Genomic DNA, 24073 nt, shown 5'->3' on the forward strand with positions numbered 1-24073 from the left:
GGACATGACCCGCGTGGAGCCGCTCGCCGCGATCACCGCGGCGACCCGTGGCCTGCTCGCGTCCGCCGAACGGCTGGACGACGCCGCCATGCGCGCGCCGTCGCTGCTGCCCGGCTGGACGCGCGGCCACGTCCTCACCCACGTCGCCCGCAACGCCGACGGCGGCACCCGCCTGCTGACCTGGGCGCGCACCGGCGTCGAGAGCCGGGAGTACCCGAGCGTGGACGCCCGCGCCGCCGAGATCGAGGCCGGTGCCGGACGTCCCGCCGCCGTCCTCGTCGCCGACGTCCGCGACAGCGCGGAGCGGTGGGCCGAGGCGTACGCGGCGATGCCGGACGACGCGTGGGAGCGCGTCGTCCAGTGGACGTCGGGCGCCCGCCGCCCCGCCGCGCGGGCCTCGGACGCGCGGCTCACCGAGGTGCTCACCCACCACGTCGACCTCGACGCCGGGTTCGGGCCCGCCGACTGGCCCGCGGACTACGTCGCCCGGATGCTGCCGAACATCGTCGCGTCCTACGCCCGCCGCGACGCCGCGCTGCGCCTGCGCGTGCACGCCACCGACACCGGCGCCGTCCACGGCGACGGCGAGGTCGCGGTGTCCGGGCCGGCGTCGTCCCTGCTCGCGTGGCTCATGGGCCGCACGGACGGCCGCGAGCTCACCGGCGCCGAGGGCGTGGCGCTGCCGTTCCTCTACTGAGGCACGGCCGGGCACACCGTCCCGCGCGCCGGGACCTTCAGCGAGGTCAGGTAGCCGTCGATCGCGTTCCGCGTGCAGGGGCCGCTGTTGTAGACGCCGTGACCGGAGCCCGCGTAGGTGAGCAGGGTCGCCTTCGGGCCGATCTGGCGCGCGACGTTCCGCGCCCACGCGTACGGGGTGGCGGGATCGTGCACCGCGTTCAGCAACAGGATCGGCGCGGCCGTCCGCACCTTCACGCGGTGCTGGGGGTTCGCGACGGGCTTCGGCCAGCCGAGGCACGCGGTGAGCGCCATGACGGGACGGGTGCCGTGCATGTCGGGCGCGATCCGCTCGCTGTGCCGGGACAGGCGGGCGAACTCACGGTAGTCGCGGACCGGCAGGTTCCAGTCGGAGCAGAACTGCGCGGTGAAGGTATCGTTCCCGGTTCCCTCGGCCTTCGCCGGGGCGGGCTGGACGGGCTTGCTCGCCTCCAGCGCGGACAGCAGCGAGGCCAGCTTCGCCCAGTCGGGCCCGTAGAACGTCTTGTACGTCACCACGAGCAGCTCGAACTCCGTCAGCGCGCGGCCCGGCGTCTGCGGGTCCGCGAGTTCCCCGCGTGCGGCACGTTCCCGCAGGTCATGCAGGACGGCCCGGACATCGCGACCGTGCAGGGCGCAGTTCGCCGTCCGGTCGCACCACGCGACGAACTGGTCGAAAGAGTCCTGCGCGGCGTCCATCTCCGCCCCCAGGAACGGCTGCGCGGAGCGGACGCTGTGGTCGATGACGCTTTCCAGCACCATCGCGCGCACACGGCCCGGGTACGTCTCCGCGTACTCCGCGCCCAGAAGCGTCCCGTAGGAGCTGCCGTGGAAGCTCAGCTGCGTCTCGCCTAGCGCGGCACGGATGGCGTCCACGTCACGGACGGTGCTCATCGTGTCGGCATGGTCGTACAGCGGACCGGTGCGCCTGCGGCAGTCGTCCCTGAGCTTCTCGTTGTAGGCGAGGGTCGCTTTGAACTCGCGAGGGCTCGTGATGTTCGGATCGGGACGGGCCGCGAGGAGTGCGGCCGAGCACGTCACCGGGTTGCTGCCGCCGATCCCGCGCGGGTCGAAGCTGACGATGTCGAAGTGCCGCTGGATGTCCTCGCTGAACCGGTCGATGCCGGTGGTGATCCGCTGGACGCCGGAGTCGCCGGGCCCGCCGGGGCCGAAGACGAGCGTGCCGACGCGGGCGGCCGGGTCGAGGGCCGTGCGGCGCGCGATGGCCAGGCCGAACGTCGGGCCGTCCGGGTGCGCCCAGTCGACGGGGAGGCGGAGGGTCGCGCACTGCGCCTTGCCGTCGTCGCCGCACGCCTTCCAGTCGACGGGGGTGCGCGCGCCGACCGCCTGTGTCACGCCGGCCTGCGCCGCGCTCGACTGCGACGCGGCGGGTGCCGCGTCCGCCGACTGCGGCAAGGCCGGGACGACGGCGGAGCCGGCGAGCGCGATGCCCGCTGCCGCCGTCGCGCTCCAGGCGATCCGCCTGTGCTTGCGCTGCATGGATGTCCTTCCGGGAGGGACGTCGAGAGGGGATCCGCCGATGGGCGGGTGAGCGTCCCGGGGCGGCCGGGGCGGCTTGCGAAAGCCCCGGCGGCCGGATCCGCAAGATCACGCTAGGCCGCGTTCCCGGCGCGCGGCAGGGTGATCAGGGACGGTTCAGGGTGCGGCCAGGGACGCCTCAGGGTCGGCCGCCGACCGCCCTCGGCGCGCCCGGGCGGCGGCTCGGCGCGGCGCGGCCGACGGCTTGGACGGCCGATTCACGGCGTTGTCAGAATCCGCCGGTAAAGGGAGCCCGCGATTGTGGCGGGCGACAATTATCGCGGGAAACGAGGAGAATGAGTCGCGTGACTCAGCGGCCGTCCAGTTCGCCGTTCCGGACGGCCCGCACGAGCGCCCGCCACCCGGCGGGATCGAGTGCGAGCATGCCGGCGGCGAGGTCCCGGGAGTCGCGGATCAGCACCACCCGGCCCGACGCCGCCACCTCCACGCACTCGTTGGCGCTACCGCTCCGGCTGCCCTTGCGCCAGTTCAGCGCCGCTCCACGAGTCGTCCGATAGACCATCCAGCAACCCTCCATCCGGTGCCGGCGGTGCCGCCTCGCGACCGGTCGGGGCCGCGGGCACCCGCCGGCGAGAGCCAAGCAGGGCACAGCGAACCACGACCTTGTGGAAATTTTCCCGATCACGAGTGTAAACGGTTCCAGTTATCCCGCCTACAAGGGAACACAAGATCACGCTGCGTGCTATGAAGGCCACTCGGCTTGGGGTATGCCCGGAACGGCGCCACCTCCGGTCACGGTCGATTCACGCGGACGGGGAACGGCCGGTCAGGCCATCAGCTCCTCGGCGGTCCGGCGCAGCAGCGCGATCGACTCCTCGGCCGGGAGCGCGTCGTTCAGCAGCAGCTCGAAGGTGTCGCGGTACTCGGTGATCCGCTCGTCCTCACCGGTGATCATCGCGCTGGAGCCCGACCGGCCCTCCAGGAACAGCACGTCGTCGAGGTCGCCGTCGAACTCCAGCAGGGTGAACGGCCCCTCCAGGCCGAGGTGCGCGCCGGCGCTGAACGGGATGATCCGGACGGTGAGCAGGTCGTCGGTCTCGGCCTGGTCGGCGATGCCGCGCAGCTGGGCGGGCATGATCCCGGGGTCGACCCGGATCCCCACGTGGCGCCGGATCACCGCCTCGTCGATGATGTAGAGCTGGCGCGGCGGGTTCTCGCGCTTGGCCAGCTCCTCCTTGCGCTGCATGCGCAGCTTCACGCCCATCGCGCGCGCCTGCGGGGACACGTTGGCGGTGGCGAGGACCTCGGCGTACTCGCGGGTCTGCAGCAGCCCCGGGATCACCGAGCCGTGGAAGTGCCGGATGTAGGCGGCGCCGGCGGCGTATCCCACGTAGTTGAGGAAGTTGGGGTCGAACTCGCCCCGGTAGGCGTTCCACCAGGCGGGCTCGCGCGCGCCGCGCGCCAGCGCCTGCAACCGCTCCTGGCGGCCCTCGGAGGTCACCTCGTAGACGTTCAGCAGGGCCTGCAGGTCGGTCCTGGTGATGGCGTTCTTGCCGCCCTCGACCCGGATGAGCTTGGACGGGGACCACTCGAGCCGCCGTACCACCTGCTCCTGGGTGAGGCCCCGCTCCTTGCGGAGGCGGACCAGCTCGGTGCGCAGCAGTGCGCTCTGGACGATGGGCCCCTGGTCACTTGTCATAGGAAAGCTCACTCTACGTAGTTGTCGCCACCTAACCGTATGCTACCTGGCACTGAGCGAGCTGTCAGGACGCATGCCAACAGGCCGACACCTGACTCACCGGTTGATCCGCCGGGTCAAGGGTCCGATCCCGCGATAACACGGAATCTCGGACGATCAGCAGGTTTCGGCGTGCCGTATGTCGGTAGACTATGTTGTAATGTGCTAGGTGGCAAAGTAACAGCAACCGCCGCGCAAGCGGGCGGTCCGCCACCTGGGAGCAGGGACGGTCCTGACACAGGGTGAGGACGCGGCGGGGCACCGCGGCCGGGCCGGTGGACGGGAGCGCGAGGGAGACGCACGGCCCGGCGGCCGGGGCAGCGCCGCCGGTGGAGCATGACGGGGAGGCAGATCCGGTACGGCGCTTTTCGGCAATTCCAGAAAAATGAATAGAGTCGCCCCCGCTCCTCGCCGATCACCGGTTGCGAGCCAAGACGATCGACGCAAAAGCGGGGGGCGACTCCGCGAGACCGCCGGGCACGTCCCGCCGGGCCGGCGAGCACCCTGCAACGATGCCGGGGACACCCGCATTGACCTGGCAAAACGTTCTCCGCGGACTCACCCAGTCTAACCGCGATCACGCGGCACGGGCTATAGGTGACGCGGCTTCGGCACCGCACCGTCCACCGCCGGCCGCCCCCGGCGGGCCGGACGCAATGGCGTGACGTGCCCGGAGACGCGATTCAAGGCATGGGGTTATCCGACATGTCACGACAGCAGAATCGTCCCCCGACCTTCGACATCCACCCCATTCACGAGCACGTTCCCCCCATTCACGAGCATTCGCCCCATTTCCCCTCCACGGTGCGGCGCGGCTTCTGGGCCTCGCTGGTCCCGCTCGAGCAGGCGGCCTTCCTCGCCGCCGCGCGCCAGGTCGAGTTCGCGCTCGGCGAGGTGCTGTGGCGCGAGGGCGACGACGCCGACCACCTCCTGGTGATCCGCTCCGGCGCGGTCCGGGTCTGCGTCGACCGCGAGGGCGGCGAGCGGATCGTCGCGTTCCGCGGCACCGGCGACATCATCGGCGAGCGCGCCGCGCTGCTGCTGCGGCGCCGGTCGGCGACCGTCGTCGCCGTCGACACCGTCCGGGCCCTGCGGATGAGCACGCAGGAGTTCGCCGCCTACCTGACCGACCACCCGCGCGTGGTCGCCCTCGTGGAGCAGGAGGTGTACGACCGGCTCACCGAGCAGATGGCGCCGCCGCAGCGGAACGCCGCCGGCCGCCGGCACCTCGATCCCTACACCGGGACGAGCGCCTACGCCGCGATCACCCCGTACGACGACGACGGCGTGCTGGTGCCGTTCGCCGCGCGCGCGCCGGAGTCCGCGCTGCGCCTCGCGCCGTCCTACGCCGAGCCCACTTACAGAGAGCCCACCTACCGCGAGCTGAGCTACGACGACCCCGCCTACAGCGAGCCCACGCAGCCGATGGGCTTTCCCGGGCGCGCGTACGCGACCGCGCTGAAGGAGCCGCCCGCCACGCGGCCGTGGACGGGCCACATGTGCTCCATCATGTTCACCGACATCGCGTCCTTCAGCGCGCCGTACCGCAACGACGTCGACCGGCTGGAGATGCGCCGGATCATGTACGAGCTGCTGTGGGAGGCGTTCGCGGAGTCGGACGTGCCCTGGGACGCCTGCCACCGCGAGGACCGCGGCGACGGGGCGCTGATCGTCGTCCCGCCCGAGACCCCGGCCGCCGCCCTGCCGCCGGTCGTCGCACGGCTCGCCGGGTCGCTGCGCCGCCACAACCGGTCCGCGCAGGAGGCCGTCCGCATCCAGCTGCGGGTGGCGCTGCACGTCGGCCCGGTGACCTCCGACCCGCAGGGCGTGTCGGGCTCGTCGGTGATCGAGGCGGCGCGGCTGCTGGACGCCGGCCCGCTGCGCCGCCGGCTCGCCGAGACCCGCGCCGACCTCGGTTTCGTCGCCTCCGCGTTCGTCTACGAGTCGGTGCTCGCGCACGCGCCCGGCCACGACCCCGCCGACTACGCGCCGTTCACCTGCCGGGTGAAGGAGTCGCGGCTCAAGGGCTGGATCCGGGTCGCGGACGGCGCCGGCCGGGCCTGATCAGGGGTCCCGCGGGATGCGCAGCACGAACCGGGCGCCGCGGTCGCTGTCCTCGACCTTCAGCGTGCCGCCGTGCGCCCGGGCGATCTCGCGGGCGATCGGCAGGCCGAGGCCGGTGCCGTTGGCGTCGCGGGCCTTGCCGGCCTTGAGCCGCGCGAACCGCTGGAAGACCACCTCGCGCTCCTCCGGCGCGATGCCGGCGCCGTCGTCCAGCACCTCCAGCACCGCGACGCCGTCCTCGTCGCGGACGGTGACGTCGACGCGCGTCTCGGCGTGCCGCTCGGCGTTGTCCAGCAGGTTCGTGAACAGCCGGACCAGCCGCAGGCGGTCGCCGTGCAGCTGCACGCCCTCCTGCAGGTGCGGGACGATCCGCTTGCTGCGGTCCGAGCGGGCCAGCTCGATGGTGACCAGGGCGGCGAGGTCGATCGGCTCGGTCTCCTGCCATGCGCCCGCGTCCAGCCGGGCGAGCTGCAGCAGGTCGGTGACGATGGCCTGCAGCCGGTCGAGGGTCTGCAGGACGGTCCGCGCGGTGCGCGGCCAGTCGACGTCGTCGGCGTACAGCAGCGCCTCCTCCAGCTGGGTGCGCGCGGCGGCGATCGGGCTGCGCAGGTCGTGCGAGGCGTCGGAGGTGAAGCTGCGCTGCTTGGCGAGCGCGATGTCCAGCCGGTCCAGGGTCGCGTTGACGGCCTCGGCGAGCCACCGGATCTCGTCGCGGTTGCCCGGCACGGTCACCCGGCGGCCGGACTTGCTGGCGGTGATCTCGGTCAGCTCGCGGCGGATCCCGTCCACCGGGGCGAGGGTCCCGTCGACGGTCCGCCACGTCACCAGGCACGCCATCAGGACCAGCAGCAGCCCCGAGCAGACCAGGAACGTGATCAGGCCGCCGTTGACGTACCAGGGGACGTTCGGCGCGGCGGCGTAGACCTCCCAGTCCCCGGCCGGCCGGTGCACGGAGAACTCGATCACCCACCGGCAGCCGTGCAGGCCGCCCGGCGGGCACAGCACCTGGGCGTCCTTGAAGCCGGTCGCGACGCCCGGCCGGAAGGTGGCCATCGGCGGCCCGTCCACCTCGCCCGGGGTCCCGGCGATCACGGTGTTGCGGGCGTCGAGCACCTGGACGTCGACGCCGTGCGGCGCGCCGATCTCGCCGCGCACCGGCCGGTAACGGAACTGCTCGGCGACCCGCAGCGCCGTCGACAGGGCCTTGTTGCGCTCGTAGTCCGAGGCGCGGCCGCGCAACCCGACGATGATCATGGCGATCAGAACGGCGCAGACCAGGGCGGCGACCGTCCCGGCAATCACGGTCATCCGCACCCGTATGGACCATGTGCGCCGTCCGTACACCCGACCTCCCGCTGGTGAGGTAATCACCCGGAGAGCCGGATTCAGTCCTCGCGACGGGCGCCCGGCGCCCAAGAGAGATCAAAGAAATAGTTGCCCAAGACGGGCCGCTGACCTGCGGCGACGCAGGTGACCCGCTGGTGCGCATGCCGAGTTGGTCAGAAGCCCGGGAGCTGGCTTGTCTCGCTGTTAGCATCCCCGGTTATGGAGCTGCGCCAGCTGGAGTACTTCGTGGCGGTCACCGAGGAGGCCAGCTTCACCAAGGCCGCCGCGAAGCTGCACGTGGCGCAGCCCGGCGTCAGCGCGCAGATCCGGCAGCTCGAGCGGGAGCTGGGGCAGCCGCTGCTCGACCGGTCCGGGCGGACCGTCCGGCTGACCGAGGTCGGCGCCGCCGTGCTCCCCTACGCGCGGGCCGCGCTCGCCGCCGTCGAGGGCGCGAGGCTGTCGGTGGACGAGCTGACCGGCCTGCTGCGCGGCCACGTCACTATCGGCACCATCGACTGGATCGCCTCGCTTGACCTGCCGGGGCTGCTCGCCGGGTTCCACCGCGACCACCCGGACGTGGAGATCACCGTCGTGCAGGACGAGGCGGCGTCGCTGGCCGACGCGCTGCTGGCGGGCCGCACCGACCTGGCGTTCCTCAGCCTCGGCGCCGAGCCGCCGCCCGGGATCGCCGTCCAGACCGTCATCGAGCAGGACCTGTTCGCCGCGATGTCCCGCGACCACCCGCTGGCCGGGCGCGCGTCGATCCCGCTGCGCACCCTCGCCGAGCAGCGCCTGGTCAGCCTGCCGAAGGGCACCGGGCTGCGGACCGTGCTGGACGAGGCGTGCGCGGCCGCCGGCCTGCGCCCGCGGATCGCGTTCGAGGCCGGCGAGCCGCCCGTCCTCGCCCAGCTCGCCGCGCACGGGCTGGGCGTGGCGGTCCTTCCCGAGTCCGCCACCGCGATCCGGGCGGACGAGCTGGCCTCGATGCCGATCGTCCGGCCCCGGCTGCGCGGCCGGATCGCGCTGGCGTGGCGGGCGGAGGGGCCGCGCGGCCCGGCGGCGCGGGCGCTGATCGCCCGCGCGCGTGCGGCCCTGCCCTCCCTCGGCTAGCGGGTCACGCCTCGGCCTTGAGGACGGTGTGCAGGACGTCCGGCTTGTTGGTGATGATGCCGTCCACTCCGAGATCGACGGCCTTCGCCATCTTCGTCTTGTTGTTGACCGTCCAGGTGAGCAGGTGCAGGTGCGCCGCGTGCACCTGCTTGACGTAGGTCTTGGTCAGGTCGCCGTAGGACGGGTTGATCAGGTCCGCGTAGGACTTCAGCTTCTTCAGGTCCGCGGCCTTCGGCTTGCCGAGCAGGCCGGTCGGGACGCCGGGCAGGTCCTTGTGGAAGCGCTTGACCGACGCCCAGTCGAACGACTGCACCACGAGCCGCCGCTGGCTCGGCGCCGCCTTCGCGCCGAGCCAGTACGACCGGTGCCGCTTGAGCGCCGCGGCGACCCGGCCCTCGATGCCCGGATACAGCGCGGGGCTCTTCAGCTCCAGCAGCATGCCGACGCCGCTGCCGCTCATCGCGCTCAGCACCTCGTCCAGCGTCGGCACGCGCTCGTGCTTGTACTTCTTGGAGTACCACGACCCCGCGTCCAGCTTCTTGATCTGCTTGAGCGTGAGCTGGGAGACCTTCCAGGGCTTCTGCTTGGGGTAGACGTGCTCGACGTCCGTCGTCCTGGCCAGCGTGCTGTCGTGCATGATGACCAGCTTGTGGTCCTTCGTCTGCTGGACGTCGAGCTCGAACATGTCGGCGTGCCGGGACTTGGCCGTCCGGAACGAGGCGAGCGTGTTCTCCGGCGCGTACGCCGCCGCGCCGCGGTGGCCGACGTCGAGGACCTTGTGCGCCGCCGCCCGCTGCTGGACGGCCTGGAGCGGGAGCGGCGGGATGAGGGGGTGCGGAGCGGCGGCGGCCGCCGTCGCGGGACCGGTGCTCGCGGCCGCGGTGAGGACGGCCGTGAACGCGAGACCATGCCGACGGGACATTGTCACCTCTCGGGAGCCGGGGGATGCCTGCCTCGACCCTCGATTCGGCCGATGACGCCCGGGTTACGAGCCGGTAGCAGACCGTGTACCAAGGGTGACATTACGCATTCGGGCCGTGCGTTACGAGGCGGACACGGCCTGTTTCCCCGGATCGACTCACCCGCCGCCTTGCGGCGGTTCCCCGGCCGGCTCCCTGGCGGCCCGCTTCGCGAGCTTCGCCGCCTTTGTCAGCACCAGCGCGCCGAACAGCACCCGGCGGCCGCGCCGCAGCGGACGCGGCGGACGCGGCAGCCGGAGGCGCCGCGGCTGCTCCACGTCCGGCGCCGGCGCGGGACCCGGCACCACGGGCGCCTTCGTCGACCTCGACCGCTTCGGGGAGGCGAGCCGGGTCGGGCGGCTCCGGCCCCGCAGGATCACCGACCTGCCGAACTCCCACTCGTCCGACTCCGCCAGGTGCGCGAGCTCCACCACCGTCCCGGACGCCAGCACCCGCCCCGGCGACGCCTTCGCCAGATCGCTCAGCCGCGCCGCCTCGTTCACCGGGTCGCCGATCACCGTGTACTCGAACCGCTGCTCCGCGCCGATGTAGCCGGCCACCACCGGGCCCGCCGACACCCCGACCCCCGCGTCCAGCATCGGGACCTCCGCGCGCAGCCGGACGGCCAGCTCGCGCGCCGCGCCGAGCGCCCCGCCCGCCGAGTCCTGCGTCTCCGTCGGCGCCCCGAAGATCGCCAGCGCCGCGTCCCCCTCGAACTTGTTGATCCACCCGCCGTGCCGCGCCACCACCGCCACCACCACGCCGAAGAACCGGTTCAGCAGCCCCACCACCTCGTCGGGACCGCGGGTGTCGGCCAGCCGCGTCGAGCCGGTCAGGTCGACGAACAGCACCGCGACCTCGCGCGTCTCGCCGCCCAGCTCGATGTCGCCGCGCTCCAGCGCCAGCCCCGCGACCTCCACGCCGACGTGCCGGCCGAACAGGTCGCGCAGCCGCTCGTTCTCGCGCAGCCCCGCCACCATGTGGTTGAAGCCCGCCTGCAGCTGCCCGACCTCGCTCGCGTCGTACACCGCCACCTCGGCGCCGAGATCGCCCCGCTCGACCTGCGCCATCCCCGTCCGGACGGACTTGATCGGGTCCGCGATCGCCCGCGTCGCCATGTACGTCACGTACACCCCGACGAGCAGCGCCGCGCCGCCCAGCCCCAGGATCGTGATCGCGAGCTGCGTGACGTCGATGTCCGGCGCCGCCAGCGCCGCCACCGCCACGCAGATCAGGCCGAACACCGGGATCGCCGTCCCGAGCGCCCACGCGAGCATCACCCGCGTCGTCACCCCCGGCAGCCGGAACCGGCGCGGCCGCTCCGCCGCCAGCACCAGCGCCGCCGCCGGACGCAGCAGCCGCTCCGACAACAGGTACACGATCGTGCAGGTCGTCGCCGCGCCGAGCAGGCACGTCAGACCCGTCTTCACCGCGAGCCTGCCGGTGAACAGCACCACGTCCAGCCCCGCCCAACCCGCCGCGCCGACCCCCCACAGCGCGCCGACCAGGAACGTCAGGCGCAGCGGCCCCAGCAGGACGGCCCGTCCCTCCGCCGGGTCTGGCATGTGGCCGCCCCGCACCAGGCTGACCACCGGACGCCACAGCCAGAGCCCCGCCAGCAGCGCGATGGGCCCGGCGACCACGGGATAGCTGAAGAATGCGATCGCGTTCACCCTGTGCACGTGATCGGGGTCGCGCAGCGGCGGGTCCGGCACGACGAACGTCGCGAAGAGCAGCACCACCAGGCCGCCGCCGATGTTCGCGACCACCACCACGACCGCGAGCACCCACCGGACCCGCACCTCGAGCATCGTCCGGGGCACCCCGGGAAGCAGGCCGCGCGCCACCGTCCTGGTCACGTTCGCGCCTCCGTCCCCGAGGTCCCACGGAAATCATCGCACTAGGCGGTGCTGCTCTCCTCGGCGATCGCGACCTCCGCCGGCGCATCCCGCCGCGAGTTCCGCCACACCAGCGGCCAGCCCGCCAGGACGAGCACGAGCCAGCCCGCCATCACGTACAGGGCGACCCGCGTGTCCGCCTCCCACGCGATCGTCACCGTGACGAACGCGAAGAAGGCCAGCACCAGCCAGTTGGTGTACGGCGCCCACGGCATCCGGTAGGGCGCCTTGGGCAGCACTCCCGCCGCGACCTTCCGCCGGTACGCCATGTGCGCCACCAGGATGACGGTCCACACCAGCAGCGCGCCACCCGTCGACACCGACGTGATGTACTCGAACGCCTTGTCCGGCACCACCGCGTTGATCACCACGCCCACGCCCATGACGAGCGCGGAGATGACGACGGTGAGCACCGGGACGCCGCGCCCGTTCAGCCGCGCGAGCGCCTGCGGCCCGTCGCCGTTGACGCCGGCCGTCCGCAGCATCCGGGACGTCGAGTACAGCCCGCCCGCGTTGCACGACGACAGCGCCGCCGTCAGCACCACGAAGTTGACGATGTCTCCGCCGCCCGGAATGCCGATCTTGTCGAAGGCCAGCACGAACGGGCTCGCCCCGCCCTTGAACGCCGTCCACGGCACCACCGCCATGATCACCAGCAGCGACCCCAGGTAGAACAGCGCGAACCGCACCGGCAGCGCGTTGATCGCCCGCGGGATGTTCTTCTCCGGGTCCCTCGCCTCGCTCGCCGTCACCCCGACCAGCTCGACGCCCAGGTAGGCGAACATCACCATCTGCAGGGTCATCAGCATCGGACTGATCCCCTCGGGGAAGAACCCGCCCTGGTCCCACAGGTTCGAGACGCTCGCCGTCCTCCCGGCGTCGCTGAACCCGAAGACCAGCACCCCGATCCCCACCAGGATCATCATCACGATCGCGGCGACCTTGATCATCGCGAACCAGAACTCCAGCTCGCCGAACAGCTTCACCGAGATCAGGTTCACCACGAACAGCACGACCAGCGCCACCAGCGCCGTCTGCCACTGCTCCACCCCGGGGAACCACTTCTGGACGTACTTGCCCGCCGCGGTCAGCTCCGCCATCCCGGTCGTCACCCAGATGATCCAGTACGTCCACGTCGTGGCGTAGCCCCAGAAGGGCCCCAGAAACTCACGGGCATACCCGGCGAAACCTCCCTCCGCGTGCCGGTAGGTGAGCAGCTCACCGAGCGCCCGCATGACGAAGAACAACATCAACCCCGCGACGGCGTACGTCAGCACGAGACTCGGACCGGCCTTGGCGATGTTCTCCCCGGCCCCGAGGAACAACCCCGTGCCGATGGTGCCGCCGATGGCCAGCATCTGAATCTGGCGGGTTCCGAGCCCGCGCTGGTACCCCTCCGCGCCTTGGTCCGGGAGCTTTGCGACCACGCGTTCCTTCCGCCCTCTCACGTCGACGGCCGTCCCCCTCGGGACGGCTCCGGCCAGGCCAGACTAGGAACCCGGCACCCCGAAAACGAACCACCCGCCCCACGCCCCTCCGTAGCCCCGTCCTCCCCCGTCGCGCCCGCCCTTAACGAGTTGGCGCCGTCCTCGGCCATCGCGTATGCTCTCGGACGTCGCCAAGGACCGGCAGCCCGCCGGTCAGGCCACCGCCCCGAAGCCGCTAGGCTCGAGGCAAGCAAGGTCCTGTGGAGCAGCTAGGAGTGCTCGCCACCCTGTCAAGGTGGAGGCCGCGGGTTCAAATCCCGTCAGGACCGCCAGACGCGCCGACGCGCGTCCTGGGCAGGTAGCTCAGTCGGTACGAGCGTCCGCCTGAAAAGCGGAAGGTCGGCGGTTCGACCCCGCCCCTGCCCACACCACGTGACCAGCCAAAAGGCCCGGAACCAATCGCGGTTCCGGGCCTTTTGACGGCAACCCTGACGGCAACGTCACCAACCGGCAGCATCCCGGTAGTACGCCTCCATGTCCGCCTGGTAGTCCGTGCGGACGTCAAGTTCGCAACGGAACCCGGTGTCCGCAGCATCCAGGAAGTTGGCCACGGCTTCCATAGCCTCCTGAAAGCGGCGGGTGTGCAGCCGGGTCGTACCTTCGAGCGTTCTATGGCCCTTCACGTCGATCGGATAGCGGAAGCTCTGCGCGGTCGGGTCCAAGTGGCTCAACTGGAGGAGGACACGCTCCACATGGTCAAGATCTTCAGCTTCCTCGACACCTGCACGCTCCAGCCGGCGGCGCGCATCCCTCCAGAGTTGGTCGACCTTGTGCCCTCTGGGGATGTCGAAGGCCTCCCCTTCATACTTCTGCAGCAGTCCGATGAGCGCCTTGAGCTGCAACTCAACGTAGTGACGCCAGCACATAAGGAACGGAAAGATCAGTATGTCCAGGTGCTGCCGCTTACGTCCCATGTGCTCGACAAGCACGCCCGCAGCCTTCCTGTACCCCGACACATAGCCGAGCCACCCGTCATGCGACCACCCCAGACAAGCCACATACCACCAGTCCGGGTCCTCGGCGTGAAGATCGGCCGTTGCGCTCGGCCACGGAGCCTGAGTACTCAAGTCTTCAAGATCAATCTCATCGAATAGGCTCATGTAACCAGTGTGGCCTTCGAATGAGTGCGCCTCGACCCATTAATGGTCGAGGCGCATAAACGAACGGAGCGGTCAGCCGAGAGCATCCCCCAGCTTCCGGAGCGCCGCCCGCTTATCGTCGAGGGACGTGTGCGCGTAGATCGTCATGGTCACCTCGATGTCGCTGTGCCCGACGATGTCCCGGACGACGTTGGGTGCGATGCCCAGGTGGAGCAGCAGCGAGACGCAGGTGTGGCGCATGTCGTGGAAGCGCATGCCCTCCAGGCCGACGGCCGCGCGGACGCGGCCCCAGGAACGGCGAAGGTTGTCCGGCTCCATGGGCGTACCGCGCCGGGACGGGAAGACGAGGCCGTAGTCCTCCCAGTCGTCCCAGGCGTCCGCGCGCTCGGCCGTCTGCCTCACCTTGTGCTCGCACAGTGCGGTGATGCAGACGGGAGGCAGCGGGATGGTTCGCTCGGAGTCGTCGGTCTTGGGGCGGACGAACCGTAGCGCTCCCCCGACCCGTTGGAGCGTCTGCGCGACTTCCAGCGTGGCGCTCTCGACTCCGCTACCCACGCAGGTCTGGCACTCGGCGCCGTCCACCTCGCCGCCCTCGCCGTCGCAAGCCCGGCAGCCGACGAGGGCCACGTCTCGCCAGCGCAGGCCGAGCAGCTCGCCGCGCCGCAGGCCGAGGCAGAGTGCCAGGACGTACAGCGCATACAGCCGCTCGTCGCGGGCCGCCTTGAGGACGTCGCGCGCCTGGTCGACCGTGAGCCCGCGGTTCACCTTGTACTTCGGCGCGCCGACCTTGACGAGCTTGGCCACGTTGCGCGGGATGACCTCCTCTCTGACGGCCGACTCCAGCGCGTTGCGCAGCACGGCGTGAATCGACTGGACCATGCGCACGGACGGGTGCGACTCGCAGCACTGGCCGCCCTTGAGGGCGCAGCACCGGGGCACGTCGCGGGCAGCATCGACGCCGTGCTTGCAGCAGAGGCACTGCGCACGGACGCGGTTGATGAACGCCCGGACGTCGCGCACGGCCAGCTTGCCGAGCCGCTTCTTGCCGAGTTCCGGCACGAGGTAGAGCCGGATGACGCCCTCGTATCCCTGCGCCGTTCGCGGCTTACGTTCGGGCCGTACGACGTTGTCCAGCCAGTACGTGAGGTACTGCTCCACCGTCCAACTCTCGGCCGACACGGGGATGCCCTGGTCAGCTTGTTCCAGGACCTTCGTCAGCTTGCGCCGCACCTCCTCACGGGTCCGGCCGTAGAGACGGACGCGCTTGTAGGTGCCGGCGGTCGTCGGGACGAAGGCCGCGCCCTCGTACCGACCGTCCTTCCGCTGGTAGATCGTCCCTTCCCCGTTGGCACGCTTGCGCGAGCGGCTCTTGCGAGGCTTGGAGCCCGGCGTCTCTTCGGGTTCGTCCGGGACGGCGAGCAGGGTGACGGCCATCAGGCAGCAACCTCCGAGAGCTGGTCGAGGCATTCGGCGAGGGCGTTGACGGGGACCAGACGCCGACGGCCGATCTTGACCGTGCGGAGCTGGTTGGAGCGGATGAGGTTGTAGAGCGTCCACCGGCTCACTCGGAGCCGTTCGGCCGCTTCGTCGACGGTCAGAACCAGGTCGTTCAATGCGTGCTCCCTTGAGTGGTGACGGACGGGTGGAGGATCGGCAGCGGCTTGCCGGTGAGTGCGGCGGTCAGGAGCGCTTCGCCGGGGGTCATGCCTTGGCCGAGGTAGCGCCAGTGGGCGACGACGAGGACCTGGTCGTCGTCGAAGGGCAGGCGCCCCGTGGTGATCTCGTCGTGTTCGCGCTGGTTGTGCTCGATGCGTGCTTGGCGGAGCGCACCGAGGGTGGTGGAGTAGCGGCGGGATTTGGTGGAGAAGTGGCCGCGGAAGCCGAGCATGTGAGCCCATTCGGCGAGCCGCAGCCCCGCGTATTCGTCGATGGCACTCAAGCGGAGGCATTCGGCGATGAGTCGTCGGGCGTGTGCCGAGACGGGGAGGTCGGCCAGGTCGTCGGTTGCGCGGATGCGGCGGTCGAGGGTGCCGACGCATTCGGCGGCTTTGGTGGCGTACTTGGCGATGTAGCCCGCCACCGCAGTGTCGGTCAGCTCCCCGGACGTGGTGATGGTCCGCAAGTCGACTTGCGGACCCCAAGCATGCGTCATGGCGGAGACATCGCCCGCCGCCGGAGTGGACACCTTGACAGCCCCGGCCGCGTGGTCGACGGCCGCTTTGAGGAGCTCATGTGTTGCCCAGGGGGGCGGGGTTGCGTCGGGGCCGCCGGGTCCGTCGAGGCGGATGACGGCGTGAAAGTGCACCAGGCCGCGCCGCTGGTATTCGGCGACTTTGGCGAAGGAGACGGTGAGCACCTCGCGCAGTTCGCGTACAAGCAGGCCCGCCGACCGGGCGACGTAGCGGCGGAAGGCGAGGGTGAACCGCCGCCATAGTTCGGGTGCGTGTGCGTTCCAGAGGACGGCGCCGGTGTAGTCGAAGCAGTCCGGGCAGATGGGTTGTCCGAGGCGCGGGTCGGCGGTGGAGTGCCGGACGGTGCACGACACCGGCCGGCCATGCGGACAGCTCCCGCCGTTGCGGCGGGGATGGCAGGACACGACGGCGCCGCTGGCCCCGGTGCGGCGGGAGTGCACCGGCCCGAACGACGGCGCGGTGAGGGTGACGAACGCGGCCGGATGCGCGGTGACGGTGTTAGGGACGCCTTTGCCGCCGACGAGTCCGGCGCGGACGAGTTGGTAGGTGTCGGCGCGGTAGATCTCGGCGCAGGCCGGGCACCGCGAGGCGCGCCGGGTTTTGCACGCCACCCGCAGCACCCCGCCCGGCTCACGTGCGGTCGAGTAGCGATGCAGCACGGCGCCGGTCATCGGGTCGATGTGCTCGACGCCGCCGCGCAGGTGGATCGGTTGGGCGCATCCTCCGGTGGTGTGGGCGCGGCGAGCCCATGCGCGGAAGTCGGGCCGGTTGAACCGTTCGGCCATGTCTCGCGCAGCGATCGCGGAGACGTGTGGAGCGTGTTGCGGCACGATGGACGGGTCTCCCTATCCGTTCAGATGGGTGGTGGGGACGACCCCCCGGCGCGGCGCTCTTGCTTGGCGGCTTGTGGGCCGCGCCGGGGGCGATTCAGAACGCCGTCACGAAGCGCGAGAGCGCGTCGGCCAGCAGCGCCAGGCCGGTCACGATGGCGCGGACGGCGTGTGCGGCGTTCTCGGGGTGGTTGAGGACGAACAGGCCCAGCACGATCCAGAAGGCGGCGAAGCCGCAGCGGCGCAGGAACATCGAGGCATCCCCTTCAGAGGGTGTGGCCGTGGCCGTCGCAGTCGGGGCAGGTCGACCCGTCGGAGGCGGCCCCGCCGCCGCCGCAGGTGGCGCAGGCCCAGCCCCACGCGGCGCGCATCAGGCCACCCGCCCGTTGCCGCCGTGGTCCTGGCCCTCGTGGAGGCGGATGTTGTCGCGGTAGCTCATGTGCGCCTCGTGCTCGCGGCGGTTGCGGGCGGGGATGTGGACGATGCGGTAGGTGATCCGGCCGAAGGAGCGAGAGGCGAAGTAGTGCCCGCCGGACGGTCGATCGTCCTGGACGGAGGCGCCCAGGAGCGCGGCCACCTGGTCGACGACCGCAGCCGAGCCGGTGTCGTCGCTCTGGCGGGCGAAGACGTCGAAGTCCCTGCCGTACTCGGGGACTGGAACGCCGGGGTTGGTCTCCAGGAAGTCGGCGAGCGCCCGCAGGCCGGTGATGATCTGGTGACGGGAGAACAGGTCACCCGGAACGACCGGGAACGGGCTGCCGGTGGTGGTGTGGGCGGTCATGGTGCGATGCCTCCAGGCGGTCAGGCGACGGGTACGGATTCGGTGCGGATCTGGCGGAGCAGGTCAGAGGCGAGCTGGTTGGACACCCCGAGGCGAGCGCGCAGCTCGTCACGGGTGATCGGCTTGCCGTGCCGGTCCCGGTGCTCGAAAGCGACGCGGCGCGCGAACTCGACCAACGGCGCCGCCGGAGCAGGACCGGGCGAGGACGCCGCGGATTCCTCGACGGCCGGGACCGGAATCGCGGTTTGACCGTCCCGCGCGTCCTTCTCGACGTCACCCCCGCCGGTTCGGTCGTCCCGAACGGACCTGGTGGTCGGGACGGTGTCGATGGTCTGAGGGCGGTCGTCCTCCCACACCACCCACGGCGAGGACGGCGACGAGGTCGAGGACGGGAGGCCGGAGGAGTCCGGGACGGGGACCGGCGCCGGGGCCTGTTCGTTTGCCGGGGCCGGGGCGGTCTTGCGGCGCTCCAGCATGGAGACGGCGACCAGGAAGGCCAGGGCGGGGGTGCCGGCGGTGATCCAGCCCCACACCGACCGGTCGGCCTGTGCGAGGTTGGCGGCGAGGGAGAGCAGGATGCCGCCGACCAGGACTAGCGTCGGCCACGACAGCCGCCCGGTGTCTCGCCCGGTGCGTTTGTCTCGCTGCCTCTCCCCGGCCGCCATGACGCAGGTCAGGTCGATGCACACGGCGATGGCCCAGGCCATCCACCCGCGTTGTCCGTGGTCGGTGGCGGTGTCGCGGATGTGGGTGAACGACCCAGCCGCCGCAATCCCAGCCAGGATCACGACGGGCGCTGAGTCGGCCGCCACGGCGAGGATGCGTCGCATCAGGCGGCCCGTCGGACGTCGACCAGCGCGAGGAGCGCGGCCATTTCGGGGTCGCAGTGGTGGGTGTCGGCCCAGTCGTCGACCTCGCCGGAGCGGGACGAGGCGAACGAGTCGGCGCAGCGCTGGCAGCGGGCGACGTGCAGGGACAGGAACTCGTCCCACTCGACCCCGACCGGCCACACGTCCCAGGACGACACCGAGGACGGCCGGGACGAGCGCGAGGACGGGGACGAAGGGGACGGGACGACGGTGAACCGGGTGCGAGGACGGGGACGAAGGACGCGGATGCGGGCAGTCATTGGGCAGCCTCCAGGACGGGCTTCGGGCATGGTTCGGGTAGGGACGTGGCGCGATCAGGGCTTACGCCGAGCCGAAGGGAAGAGGAGCGGCGCTTAGGCGGCGGGGCGGATGACCGGGACGGAGCCGATGAGGGTTTGCCAGTCCGGGGTCAGGTGCGCGTACTCGCGCGCGGCTTGTTCGGCCTGGTATTCGGGGACGTAGACCGAGCGGGCGCGGTGCCAGGCGCCGTCTTGACCGGCGACCACGCACACGCCGGGAGTCTCGGCGGGGATGGCGCGGGCGGCATCGAGGGCGGCCGGGTCCAGGTCGCCGAGCGTCATGTTGGCGGTTTCGGGGTCGTTGACGCGGTGGCAGACCCGGCCGGAGAGTTGGGCGCGCAGGGCGGTGACGCCGGGGCCGAGGTCGGAGCCGATGCGCTGTCCGCACACGATCAGGTAGACCGCGAACGCCCGGCCGAGCTGCGCCACCCGCAGCAGCGCTGTAGCCGTCCGCGAGACCTCGTCTTTCTCGGACTTGTCGGCCATCAGGAACAGTTCGGCGACCTCGTCCACCAGGACCACGATCGGCACCGGCCGCAGGCCCTCAGGGAGCGTCCAGACGTTGCGGGCACCATGCGCCCGGCACAGCGCCATGCGGGTCTCTACCTCGCCGACGAGGTCAGAGAGCAGGTCGACAGACTCTTTGCGGTTGGTGGCCAGCGCCGACAGACGCGGCGCGTACGGGGTGAACTCCACCCCGCCCTTGAGGTCGAAGCCCACCAGCGCGACCGGTTGAGGTGCGAGGTCGCGGATGATGGCGTTGGCCAGGTTGGACTTGCCGGACTGCGTCGCCCCGGCGTTGAGCCAGTGCGGGACGATGCGGAAGTCCATCACCCAGTCGGTACCGTTCTCCAGCTTGCCGGGGCGGACCTTGAGCAGCTCGGCGGGTGCGGGCGACAGGATCACCTCGGTGAGCGGGTCACGCATGGTCGCCCACAGCGTGACGTAGCCGGGCCGGACGTCGACGACCCGCACCGAGTGCACGCGCCAGGCGTGCGCGATGCCTTCGGCCGCCTTCTCGTAGTCCGCCGGGACCTGCCCGTCGTGCAGGCGGAGCCGCATGCGCCAGCCGAGCCGGGTCGGGCGCAGGATCCCCAGGCGAGGGGCGCGTTCGACGTCGACCCGCCGCACCCGCCGCTTCTGCTGCACCATGGTGGCCGCCGAGCGGGACGCCACCCCGACGACCGGGACGGCGTCGAGGGTGAGCCGGAACCGGCGCCGGTTGCGGGTCAGCTTGCAGCCGGACGCGACGTGATGCCACGTCAGGTACACCAGCACCGCGCGGGCGGGGAAGGCGACGCCGTACCAGAACGACACCGGGTGCCACCGGCGCCAGGCCCAGAGCCCGGCCGCCGCAGCGGCCAGGACCCCGAGCACCGTAAGCATGTCGTTCATGACCGGGCCGCCGCTCAGGCCACGTCCGCCGCAGCGGAACCGGCCGGAGCGTCCGGGACAGCGACCGGACCCGCGAGCGCGATGCGGGACGCCCGGTAGGCGATCCCCCACCGCTTCTGACCGCCGATCACCTGCTCCCACGGGAACGCCACCAGCCCGACCGGCGTCACAATCTGCCCGATCGTCACGTCCTGGTCGCCCGGGACCGACACGTTCACCAGCTCAACGCGCCCCATGGCGTCGGCCGCCGACAGCCCGACCGTGAACACCGTCTTGCCGTCCCGATCCACCTTCACCTCCCCCGTGTCCTGGTTGACCAGCTTGGGACGCGGCGCCGACACGCACACGAACGTCAGCGCCGACAGATCCACCGGGATGTTGCGCACGAGAACCCTCCAGAGTTCCGATGACCACTTAGACAACATAGTCGTCCTAGTCGTCCAAGCTGTCAAGGACGGCATGGTTTCCTTGGCGGGTCGGGTGTGCTGAACTTGAGTCGGAGCCCCCGACGGAAGGCAGATGAGTGGTCGAGAGGACCGGACGGCCCGGGTACCTGCAGATAGCCGATGACCTGCGGCAACAGATCCGGGACGGGCGACTCGCCGCCGGGCAGGCCCTACCGTCGACGGCCCGGCTCCGCGAGGAGTACGACGTGTCCGCCGGGGTCGTAAAGGCCGCCATCAGCGTGTTGCGGACCGAAGGGGCCGTGATCGGCCAGCAGGGCAAGGGCGTGTTCGTCCGCGACCAGGCCGACGCCCCGCCGTCCGTCCAGACCGCGCCGGCGACCGGCGAGGACGACGTGACGATGAAGCAGCTCACGGAGGTCCTCGCCGCTATCCGCGATCTCGGAGAGCGGGTCGCCCGGATCGAGCGGGCCGTTTTCCCAGAGCCTCCGCGAGCTGGTCAGCCCGGCAAATGAGCTCGTCCAGCTCTGCAAGAACCAGCTCCCACAGCTCCTGTGGTGTCCGCTCCTGCTCGTCGCCGCCCGCCACTGGCGATCGCCTCCCACTGTGATCCGTCTCTCATCCGGCACAGCAATATTCGTGTCAGGAGATGCCTCTAGCCCATCACTAATGCATCATCGGGTTCTTTCACGTCCGTTTATACGTCCGCTTTCACACCCCCATGGCAGACGCTCGGGACATGCGCATTTGTGCCGACATCTGCGGCGAAACGGAAGGCCATGAATGACCACGACCAAGCAGCGTCCCGGTTGGCAACCCACGAAGCTGCGCGAGCGCCGAGAGACCCACGGGCTCACTCTTGAGTCCGCCGGGGACAAGTTGCGCACTGTGGCCGAGCGGGGCGGACTCAAGGTCGCGGCGAACTTCCAGACGCTATGGGGCCACGAGAACGGCAGCATGTACCCAGGGCCGCACTACCGCCGCGCCTACTGCCTCATGTACGAGGCCACCGAGCCTGAGCTTGGCTTTCGCCTTCCGCTCCCCGGTGAAGAAACCGGAGACCTGACGCTTCCGCTGCCCGCACCGCTCAACCCGGCAGCCACCGAGGATGCCGCCAACGCCATCACGCAGGGACTCGACCGCGTCTCCGACCAGACCCAGGACCGGGACCCTACCGCCGGCGATGCGCTCAAAGCCCGCGTGGTCAGCGCATGGCGAGGCCGAGCAATGAGTGGCAGCATCGCCACCACCACGCTCGTCCTGGTCGGTGGCTACGCCGGATCAGGGAAGACGGAGTTCGCGCGCTTCCTCGGCGATGTGTCCGGATGGGCATTCCTGGACAAGGACTCGATCACCCGCCGCCTCACCGAACGCCTTCTCGTCTCCATGGGTGGCGACCCGCACGACCGCCACACCGACCTCTATCTGAAAGAGGTCAGGCCCCTGGAATACAAATGCCTCATGGACACCGCGAACGACAACATCGATTGCGGCATATCCACGATCCTCGCCGCCCCGTTCATCTCCGAACTCAACGACGAGGCATGGCTCGGACGCCTCACCAACCGATGCAAGGCCAAGGGCGTGGACGTCGCGGTGATCTGGGTCCGGTGCGATGTCGACTCCATGCGCGAGTACATCGAGTTTCGCGACGCTCCCCGCGACGCGTGGAAGCTGGCGAACTGGGACGAGTACGCCGCCGGCCTCAACACCGAGACCAGCCCGCCCGGCGTTCACCTCACCGTCGACAACCGCCTAGGCGCAGCGATCAGCATCGCCGACCAGACGCGCGAAGCCCTGCGTAGGGTCTTGTCATGACCAGCCCCGGCGTGATCCTCTACGGCCCGCCGACCAGCGGCAAGGACACCACCACGGCCGAACTCTCCCGCCTGGACGACCGGTACGCCCTCCTGCCGAAGCTCAAGACCGGCACCGGCCGCAGCACCGGCTACCGACTCGTCTCGGACGCCGAGCGCGAGACGCTCCGCGCCGCGGGCCGCCTGGTCGTCGAGACCCGCCGCTACGGCAACGTCTACGCCATCGACCGCCAGGACGTCGCCGCCCTGGTCGACGCCGACCGCGTCCCGGTTGTCCATATGGGAAACGTCGCCGACTTGCAACGCCTACGCGCCGCCGTTCCGCTCGCCTGGACAAGCGTCCTGCTCTGGGTCCCTCGCGACGTCTGCGCCAAACGCTCCGAGCACCGAGGCGACAGCGACACACCCAAGCGCCTCCAGGCTTGGGACGAGACCTTCGCCGACCTCCGAGCCACGGCCGAGATGCCGGTCTTCAACGCGATCATCCACACCGACCGTACGGACGCGACCGAGACGGCCCGCCGCATCATCGCCGCCGTAGCCGCCGGTCCCGGCGAGCCCATCACCGTCCCGGTCGACCTCACGTAGAGGACCGCGCGGCAGGGCCGTCCACGACACCCCAGCCGTTCACCCTGCCGCGCGGCCGTCCTCACGGCCAAGGCCACCCGTCCGACGCTTGGATGGCCACGGCCAGCTCTCGCAGCGTCAGCGCCTCCACCAGGCGCCATCGCCCGGACGCGGGCACCATCGCCCAGTACGCCCGCGTGTACGTCCCCCACCAGCACGGCACTCCGAAACGCGCTCCAAGCTCGACCAGCGCCGTCTCGGCGTCCATCACATGCCGCCTGGACTCCGAACCCGCATCGCCAGGTCCAGCCACGGCGGCCGCAACGAGGCTGCCACCGCCGAAGCGGCCAGGTCGACACAGCAGCATGGGGCGACCAGGTCACCGGTACTCGACCGGAACCACCAGCAGCCATCCCCGCGGACGACAGTGATGCTGTCCCCGAGGCACGGCGCGTCAGCCGAGTACACCCGGAGCATCGCGGGCGACTCGGCATACCGGCGCTCAATCGTCCACCCGTCCTGCCGCAGCGCACGCCGCAGCCGCCCGAGGTACAACCGAGCGCGCCACGGCCGAGGCGACGCGGCCAGTGCATCCGGGGGGACAAGCACCGGCCGCGCCACCTCAACCTCCCCCGGGGCCGCCCCGGACTCATTAGCGGCCCCGTCCGGTGATGGCACGGGAGCGGACACCATCACCAGGCCCTCTTGGTCCTACCGGCCGCGCGCTCGCGCTCCTCGACGAGCGCCGTCCGCAGCGCCTCAGCGTCCGACCGGATCACCGTCGGGTCGACACCCGCCGCGCGGTCGAGCAGCGTGGCGACCCAGTCGCCAGCCTGCCCGTCCCAGCGTCGAGACCTCCAGATGCGATGCCCCGTGAACTCCTCTTGGAGCTGGCGGAGAACCGCGTCTTCCCGTGGCGCATGTGTCTGCATCGTGGGTGTCCTTGCGATCGAACGGCGAGCCCGCCGAGCGGGCCCGAACGGCACGATGACCAGCGTTCCGGCGCAGCTCGATTGACAAAGG

25 protein-coding genes and 2 tRNA genes are annotated in these 24073 nt (G+C 71.0%); 8 read left to right on the forward strand and 19 right to left on the reverse strand.

Annotation, left to right across the window (positions count from 1 at the left end; genetic code table 11):
* Nucleotides 1-4 precede the first annotated feature (4 nt).
* Entirely contained in the window at nt 5-697 is a 693-nt protein-coding gene (locus tag QP089_RS13485) for a maleylpyruvate isomerase family mycothiol-dependent enzyme (RefSeq protein WP_285911897.1), read from the forward strand.
* Here QP089_RS13485 and QP089_RS13490 read toward each other — a convergent pair.
* The 3 genes from QP089_RS13490 to QP089_RS13500 form a co-directional block, all read right to left on the reverse strand.
* Complete coding sequence (locus tag QP089_RS13490) at nt 691-2214, reverse strand: alpha/beta hydrolase (protein WP_285911898.1); 1524 nt, start codon at nt 2212-2214, stop codon at nt 691-693. The two genes, QP089_RS13485 and QP089_RS13490, sit on opposite strands and share 7 nt — an antisense overlap.
* 349 nt (nt 2215-2563) lie before the next feature.
* On the reverse strand, nt 2564-2776 hold the full coding sequence (locus QP089_RS13495) for a DUF397 domain-containing protein (RefSeq protein WP_285911899.1): 213 nt from the start codon (nt 2774-2776) through the stop codon (nt 2564-2566).
* 264 nt (nt 2777-3040) lie between these two features.
* Nucleotides 3041-3913 carry a helix-turn-helix domain-containing protein gene (locus QP089_RS13500; protein ID WP_285911900.1) on the reverse strand — a complete coding sequence of 291 codons (873 nt, stop codon included), beginning with the start codon at nt 3911-3913 and terminating at the stop codon, nt 3041-3043.
* Between the two features lie 744 nt (nt 3914-4657).
* Here QP089_RS13500 and QP089_RS13505 point away from each other — a divergent pair.
* Nucleotides 4658-6016, forward strand: coding sequence for a cyclic nucleotide-binding domain-containing protein (locus QP089_RS13505; protein WP_285911901.1), 1359 nt, complete (start codon nt 4658-4660; stop codon nt 6014-6016).
* Here QP089_RS13505 and QP089_RS13510 read toward each other — a convergent pair whose 3' ends face one another.
* Complete coding sequence (locus QP089_RS13510; RefSeq protein ID WP_285911902.1) at nt 6017-7324, reverse strand: sensor histidine kinase; 1308 nt, start codon at nt 7322-7324, stop codon at nt 6017-6019.
* Nucleotides 7325-7561: 237 nt separating this feature from the next.
* Here QP089_RS13510 and QP089_RS13515 point away from each other — a divergent pair, with 237 nt between their 5' ends.
* Nucleotides 7562-8452: a LysR family transcriptional regulator gene (locus QP089_RS13515; protein ID WP_285911903.1), complete on the forward strand. Its 891-nt coding sequence runs from the start codon at nt 7562-7564 to the stop codon at nt 8450-8452.
* Between the two features lie 4 nt (nt 8453-8456).
* On the opposite strand, the gene QP089_RS13520 is transcribed toward QP089_RS13515, so the two are convergent.
* From QP089_RS13520 to QP089_RS13530, 3 genes are all read right to left on the reverse strand, one after another.
* Complete coding sequence (locus QP089_RS13520; RefSeq protein WP_285911904.1) at nt 8457-9374, reverse strand: glycerophosphodiester phosphodiesterase; 918 nt, start codon at nt 9372-9374, stop codon at nt 8457-8459.
* A 156-nt stretch (nt 9375-9530) separates the two neighbouring features.
* Nucleotides 9531-11270 (reverse strand): adenylate/guanylate cyclase domain-containing protein, encoded by a 1740-nt coding sequence (locus QP089_RS13525; protein WP_285911905.1) that lies wholly within the window; start codon nt 11268-11270, stop codon nt 9531-9533.
* A gap of 41 nt (nt 11271-11311) precedes the next feature.
* Complete coding sequence (locus QP089_RS13530; RefSeq protein WP_285911906.1) at nt 11312-12736, reverse strand: amino acid permease; 1425 nt, start codon at nt 12734-12736, stop codon at nt 11312-11314.
* A gap of 254 nt (nt 12737-12990) precedes the next feature.
* On the opposite strand from QP089_RS13530, the gene QP089_RS13535 reads away from it, so the two are divergent.
* Both QP089_RS13535 and QP089_RS13540 read left to right on the forward strand, forming a co-directional pair.
* Nucleotides 12991-13068, forward strand: a tRNA-Asp gene (locus QP089_RS13535).
* 20 nt (nt 13069-13088) lie between these two features.
* Nucleotides 13089-13162 (forward strand) — tRNA-Phe (locus QP089_RS13540).
* A gap of 74 nt (nt 13163-13236) precedes the next feature.
* Here QP089_RS13540 and QP089_RS13545 read toward each other — a convergent pair.
* From QP089_RS13545 to QP089_RS13590, 10 genes are all read right to left on the reverse strand, one after another.
* Entirely contained in the window at nt 13237-13896 is a 660-nt protein-coding gene (locus tag QP089_RS13545) for a hypothetical protein (protein WP_285911907.1), read from the reverse strand.
* A 72-nt stretch (nt 13897-13968) separates the two neighbouring features.
* Nucleotides 13969-15330 (reverse strand): tyrosine-type recombinase/integrase, encoded by a 1362-nt coding sequence (locus QP089_RS13550; RefSeq protein WP_285911908.1) that lies wholly within the window; start codon nt 15328-15330, stop codon nt 13969-13971.
* Nucleotides 15330-15509, reverse strand: a complete 180-nt coding sequence (locus QP089_RS13555) for a helix-turn-helix domain-containing protein (protein WP_285911909.1) — start codon at nt 15507-15509, stop codon at nt 15330-15332. The genes QP089_RS13550 and QP089_RS13555 overlap by 1 nt, the downstream gene beginning before the upstream one ends.
* On the reverse strand, nt 15506-16873 hold the full coding sequence (locus QP089_RS13560) for a replication initiator (protein WP_285911910.1): 1368 nt from the start codon (nt 16871-16873) through the stop codon (nt 15506-15508). The genes QP089_RS13555 and QP089_RS13560 overlap by 4 nt, the downstream gene beginning before the upstream one ends.
* Before the next feature lie 142 nt (nt 16874-17015).
* On the reverse strand, nt 17016-17171 hold the full coding sequence (locus tag QP089_RS13565) for a hypothetical protein (protein ID WP_285911911.1): 156 nt from the start codon (nt 17169-17171) through the stop codon (nt 17016-17018).
* Between the two features lie 117 nt (nt 17172-17288).
* Nucleotides 17289-17699, reverse strand: coding sequence for a hypothetical protein (locus tag QP089_RS13570; RefSeq protein WP_285911912.1), 411 nt, complete (start codon nt 17697-17699; stop codon nt 17289-17291).
* Nucleotides 17700-17719: 20 nt separating this feature from the next.
* Nucleotides 17720-18529 carry a DUF2637 domain-containing protein gene (locus QP089_RS13575; RefSeq protein ID WP_285911913.1) on the reverse strand — a complete coding sequence of 270 codons (810 nt, stop codon included), beginning with the start codon at nt 18527-18529 and terminating at the stop codon, nt 17720-17722.
* Nucleotides 18529-18828: a hypothetical protein gene (locus QP089_RS13580; protein WP_285911914.1), complete on the reverse strand. Its 300-nt coding sequence runs from the start codon at nt 18826-18828 to the stop codon at nt 18529-18531. Before QP089_RS13580 ends, QP089_RS13575 begins: the two co-directional genes overlap by 1 nt.
* Nucleotides 18829-18921: 93 nt before the next feature.
* Nucleotides 18922-20262 (reverse strand): FtsK/SpoIIIE domain-containing protein, encoded by a 1341-nt coding sequence (locus tag QP089_RS13585; protein WP_285911915.1) that lies wholly within the window; start codon nt 20260-20262, stop codon nt 18922-18924.
* A gap of 14 nt (nt 20263-20276) precedes the next feature.
* Nucleotides 20277-20648, reverse strand: coding sequence for an SCO3933 family regulatory protein (locus tag QP089_RS13590; protein ID WP_285911916.1), 372 nt, complete (start codon nt 20646-20648; stop codon nt 20277-20279).
* A 137-nt stretch (nt 20649-20785) separates the two neighbouring features.
* On the opposite strand from QP089_RS13590, the gene QP089_RS13595 reads away from it, so the two are divergent.
* From QP089_RS13595 to QP089_RS13605, 3 genes are all read left to right on the forward strand, one after another.
* Nucleotides 20786-21181, forward strand: coding sequence for a winged helix-turn-helix domain-containing protein (locus QP089_RS13595; protein WP_285911917.1), 396 nt, complete (start codon nt 20786-20788; stop codon nt 21179-21181).
* Between the two features lie 268 nt (nt 21182-21449).
* Complete coding sequence (locus tag QP089_RS13600) at nt 21450-22484, forward strand: P-loop nucleotide/nucleoside kinase family protein (protein WP_285911918.1); 1035 nt, start codon at nt 21450-21452, stop codon at nt 22482-22484.
* Complete coding sequence (locus QP089_RS13605; protein ID WP_285911919.1) at nt 22481-23071, forward strand: ATP-binding protein; 591 nt, start codon at nt 22481-22483, stop codon at nt 23069-23071. The genes QP089_RS13600 and QP089_RS13605 overlap by 4 nt, the downstream gene beginning before the upstream one ends.
* 61 nt (nt 23072-23132) lie before the next feature.
* On the opposite strand, the gene QP089_RS13610 is transcribed toward QP089_RS13605, so the two are convergent.
* Nucleotides 23133-23318, reverse strand: coding sequence for a hypothetical protein (locus QP089_RS13610; protein ID WP_285911920.1), 186 nt, complete (start codon nt 23316-23318; stop codon nt 23133-23135).
* Between the two features lie 424 nt (nt 23319-23742).
* Nucleotides 23743-23982 (reverse strand): hypothetical protein, encoded by a 240-nt coding sequence (locus QP089_RS13615; RefSeq protein ID WP_285911921.1) that lies wholly within the window; start codon nt 23980-23982, stop codon nt 23743-23745.
* Between the last annotated feature and the right edge of the window lie 91 nt (nt 23983-24073).

It is taken from the genome of Actinomadura opuntiae, assembly GCF_030283205.1.
In the GTDB taxonomy this organism is placed as follows: domain Bacteria; phylum Actinomycetota; class Actinomycetes; order Streptosporangiales; family Streptosporangiaceae; genus Spirillospora.

Bases quoted from the DNA above. Each gene is read 5' to 3' on its own strand.
- QP089_RS13485 (WP_285911897.1), top strand. From the start codon at position 5: ATGACCCGCGTGGAGCCGCTCGCCGCGATCACCGCGGCGACCCGTGGC.
- QP089_RS13490 (WP_285911898.1), bottom strand. From the start codon at position 2,214: ATGCAGCGCAAGCACAGGCGGATCGCCTGGAGCGCGACGGCGGCAGCG.
- QP089_RS13495 (WP_285911899.1), bottom strand. From the start codon at position 2,776: ATGGTCTATCGGACGACTCGTGGAGCGGCGCTGAACTGGCGCAAGGGC.
- QP089_RS13500 (WP_285911900.1), bottom strand. From the start codon at position 3,913: ATGACAAGTGACCAGGGGCCCATCGTCCAGAGCGCACTGCTGCGCACC.
- QP089_RS13505 (WP_285911901.1), top strand. From the start codon at position 4,658: ATGTCACGACAGCAGAATCGTCCCCCGACCTTCGACATCCACCCCATT.
- QP089_RS13510 (WP_285911902.1), bottom strand. From the start codon at position 7,324: ATGACCGTGATTGCCGGGACGGTCGCCGCCCTGGTCTGCGCCGTTCTG.
- QP089_RS13515 (WP_285911903.1), top strand. From the start codon at position 7,562: ATGGAGCTGCGCCAGCTGGAGTACTTCGTGGCGGTCACCGAGGAGGCC.
- QP089_RS13520 (WP_285911904.1), bottom strand. From the start codon at position 9,374: ATGTCCCGTCGGCATGGTCTCGCGTTCACGGCCGTCCTCACCGCGGCC.
- QP089_RS13545 (WP_285911907.1), bottom strand. From the start codon at position 13,896: ATGAGCCTATTCGATGAGATTGATCTTGAAGACTTGAGTACTCAGGCT.
- QP089_RS13550 (WP_285911908.1), bottom strand. From the start codon at position 15,330: ATGGCCGTCACCCTGCTCGCCGTCCCGGACGAACCCGAAGAGACGCCG.
- QP089_RS13560 (WP_285911910.1), bottom strand. From the start codon at position 16,873: ATGGCCGAACGGTTCAACCGGCCCGACTTCCGCGCATGGGCTCGCCGC.
- QP089_RS13565 (WP_285911911.1), bottom strand. From the start codon at position 17,171: ATGTTCCTGCGCCGCTGCGGCTTCGCCGCCTTCTGGATCGTGCTGGGC.
- QP089_RS13570 (WP_285911912.1), bottom strand. From the start codon at position 17,699: ATGACCGCCCACACCACCACCGGCAGCCCGTTCCCGGTCGTTCCGGGT.
- QP089_RS13575 (WP_285911913.1), bottom strand. From the start codon at position 18,529: ATGCGACGCATCCTCGCCGTGGCGGCCGACTCAGCGCCCGTCGTGATC.
- QP089_RS13580 (WP_285911914.1), bottom strand. From the start codon at position 18,828: ATGACTGCCCGCATCCGCGTCCTTCGTCCCCGTCCTCGCACCCGGTTC.
- QP089_RS13585 (WP_285911915.1), bottom strand. From the start codon at position 20,262: ATGAACGACATGCTTACGGTGCTCGGGGTCCTGGCCGCTGCGGCGGCC.
- QP089_RS13600 (WP_285911918.1), top strand. From the start codon at position 21,450: ATGACCACGACCAAGCAGCGTCCCGGTTGGCAACCCACGAAGCTGCGC.
- QP089_RS13605 (WP_285911919.1), top strand. From the start codon at position 22,481: ATGACCAGCCCCGGCGTGATCCTCTACGGCCCGCCGACCAGCGGCAAG.
- QP089_RS13610 (WP_285911920.1), bottom strand. From the start codon at position 23,318: ATGGACGCCGAGACGGCGCTGGTCGAGCTTGGAGCGCGTTTCGGAGTG.
- QP089_RS13615 (WP_285911921.1), bottom strand. From the start codon at position 23,982: ATGCAGACACATGCGCCACGGGAAGACGCGGTTCTCCGCCAGCTCCAA.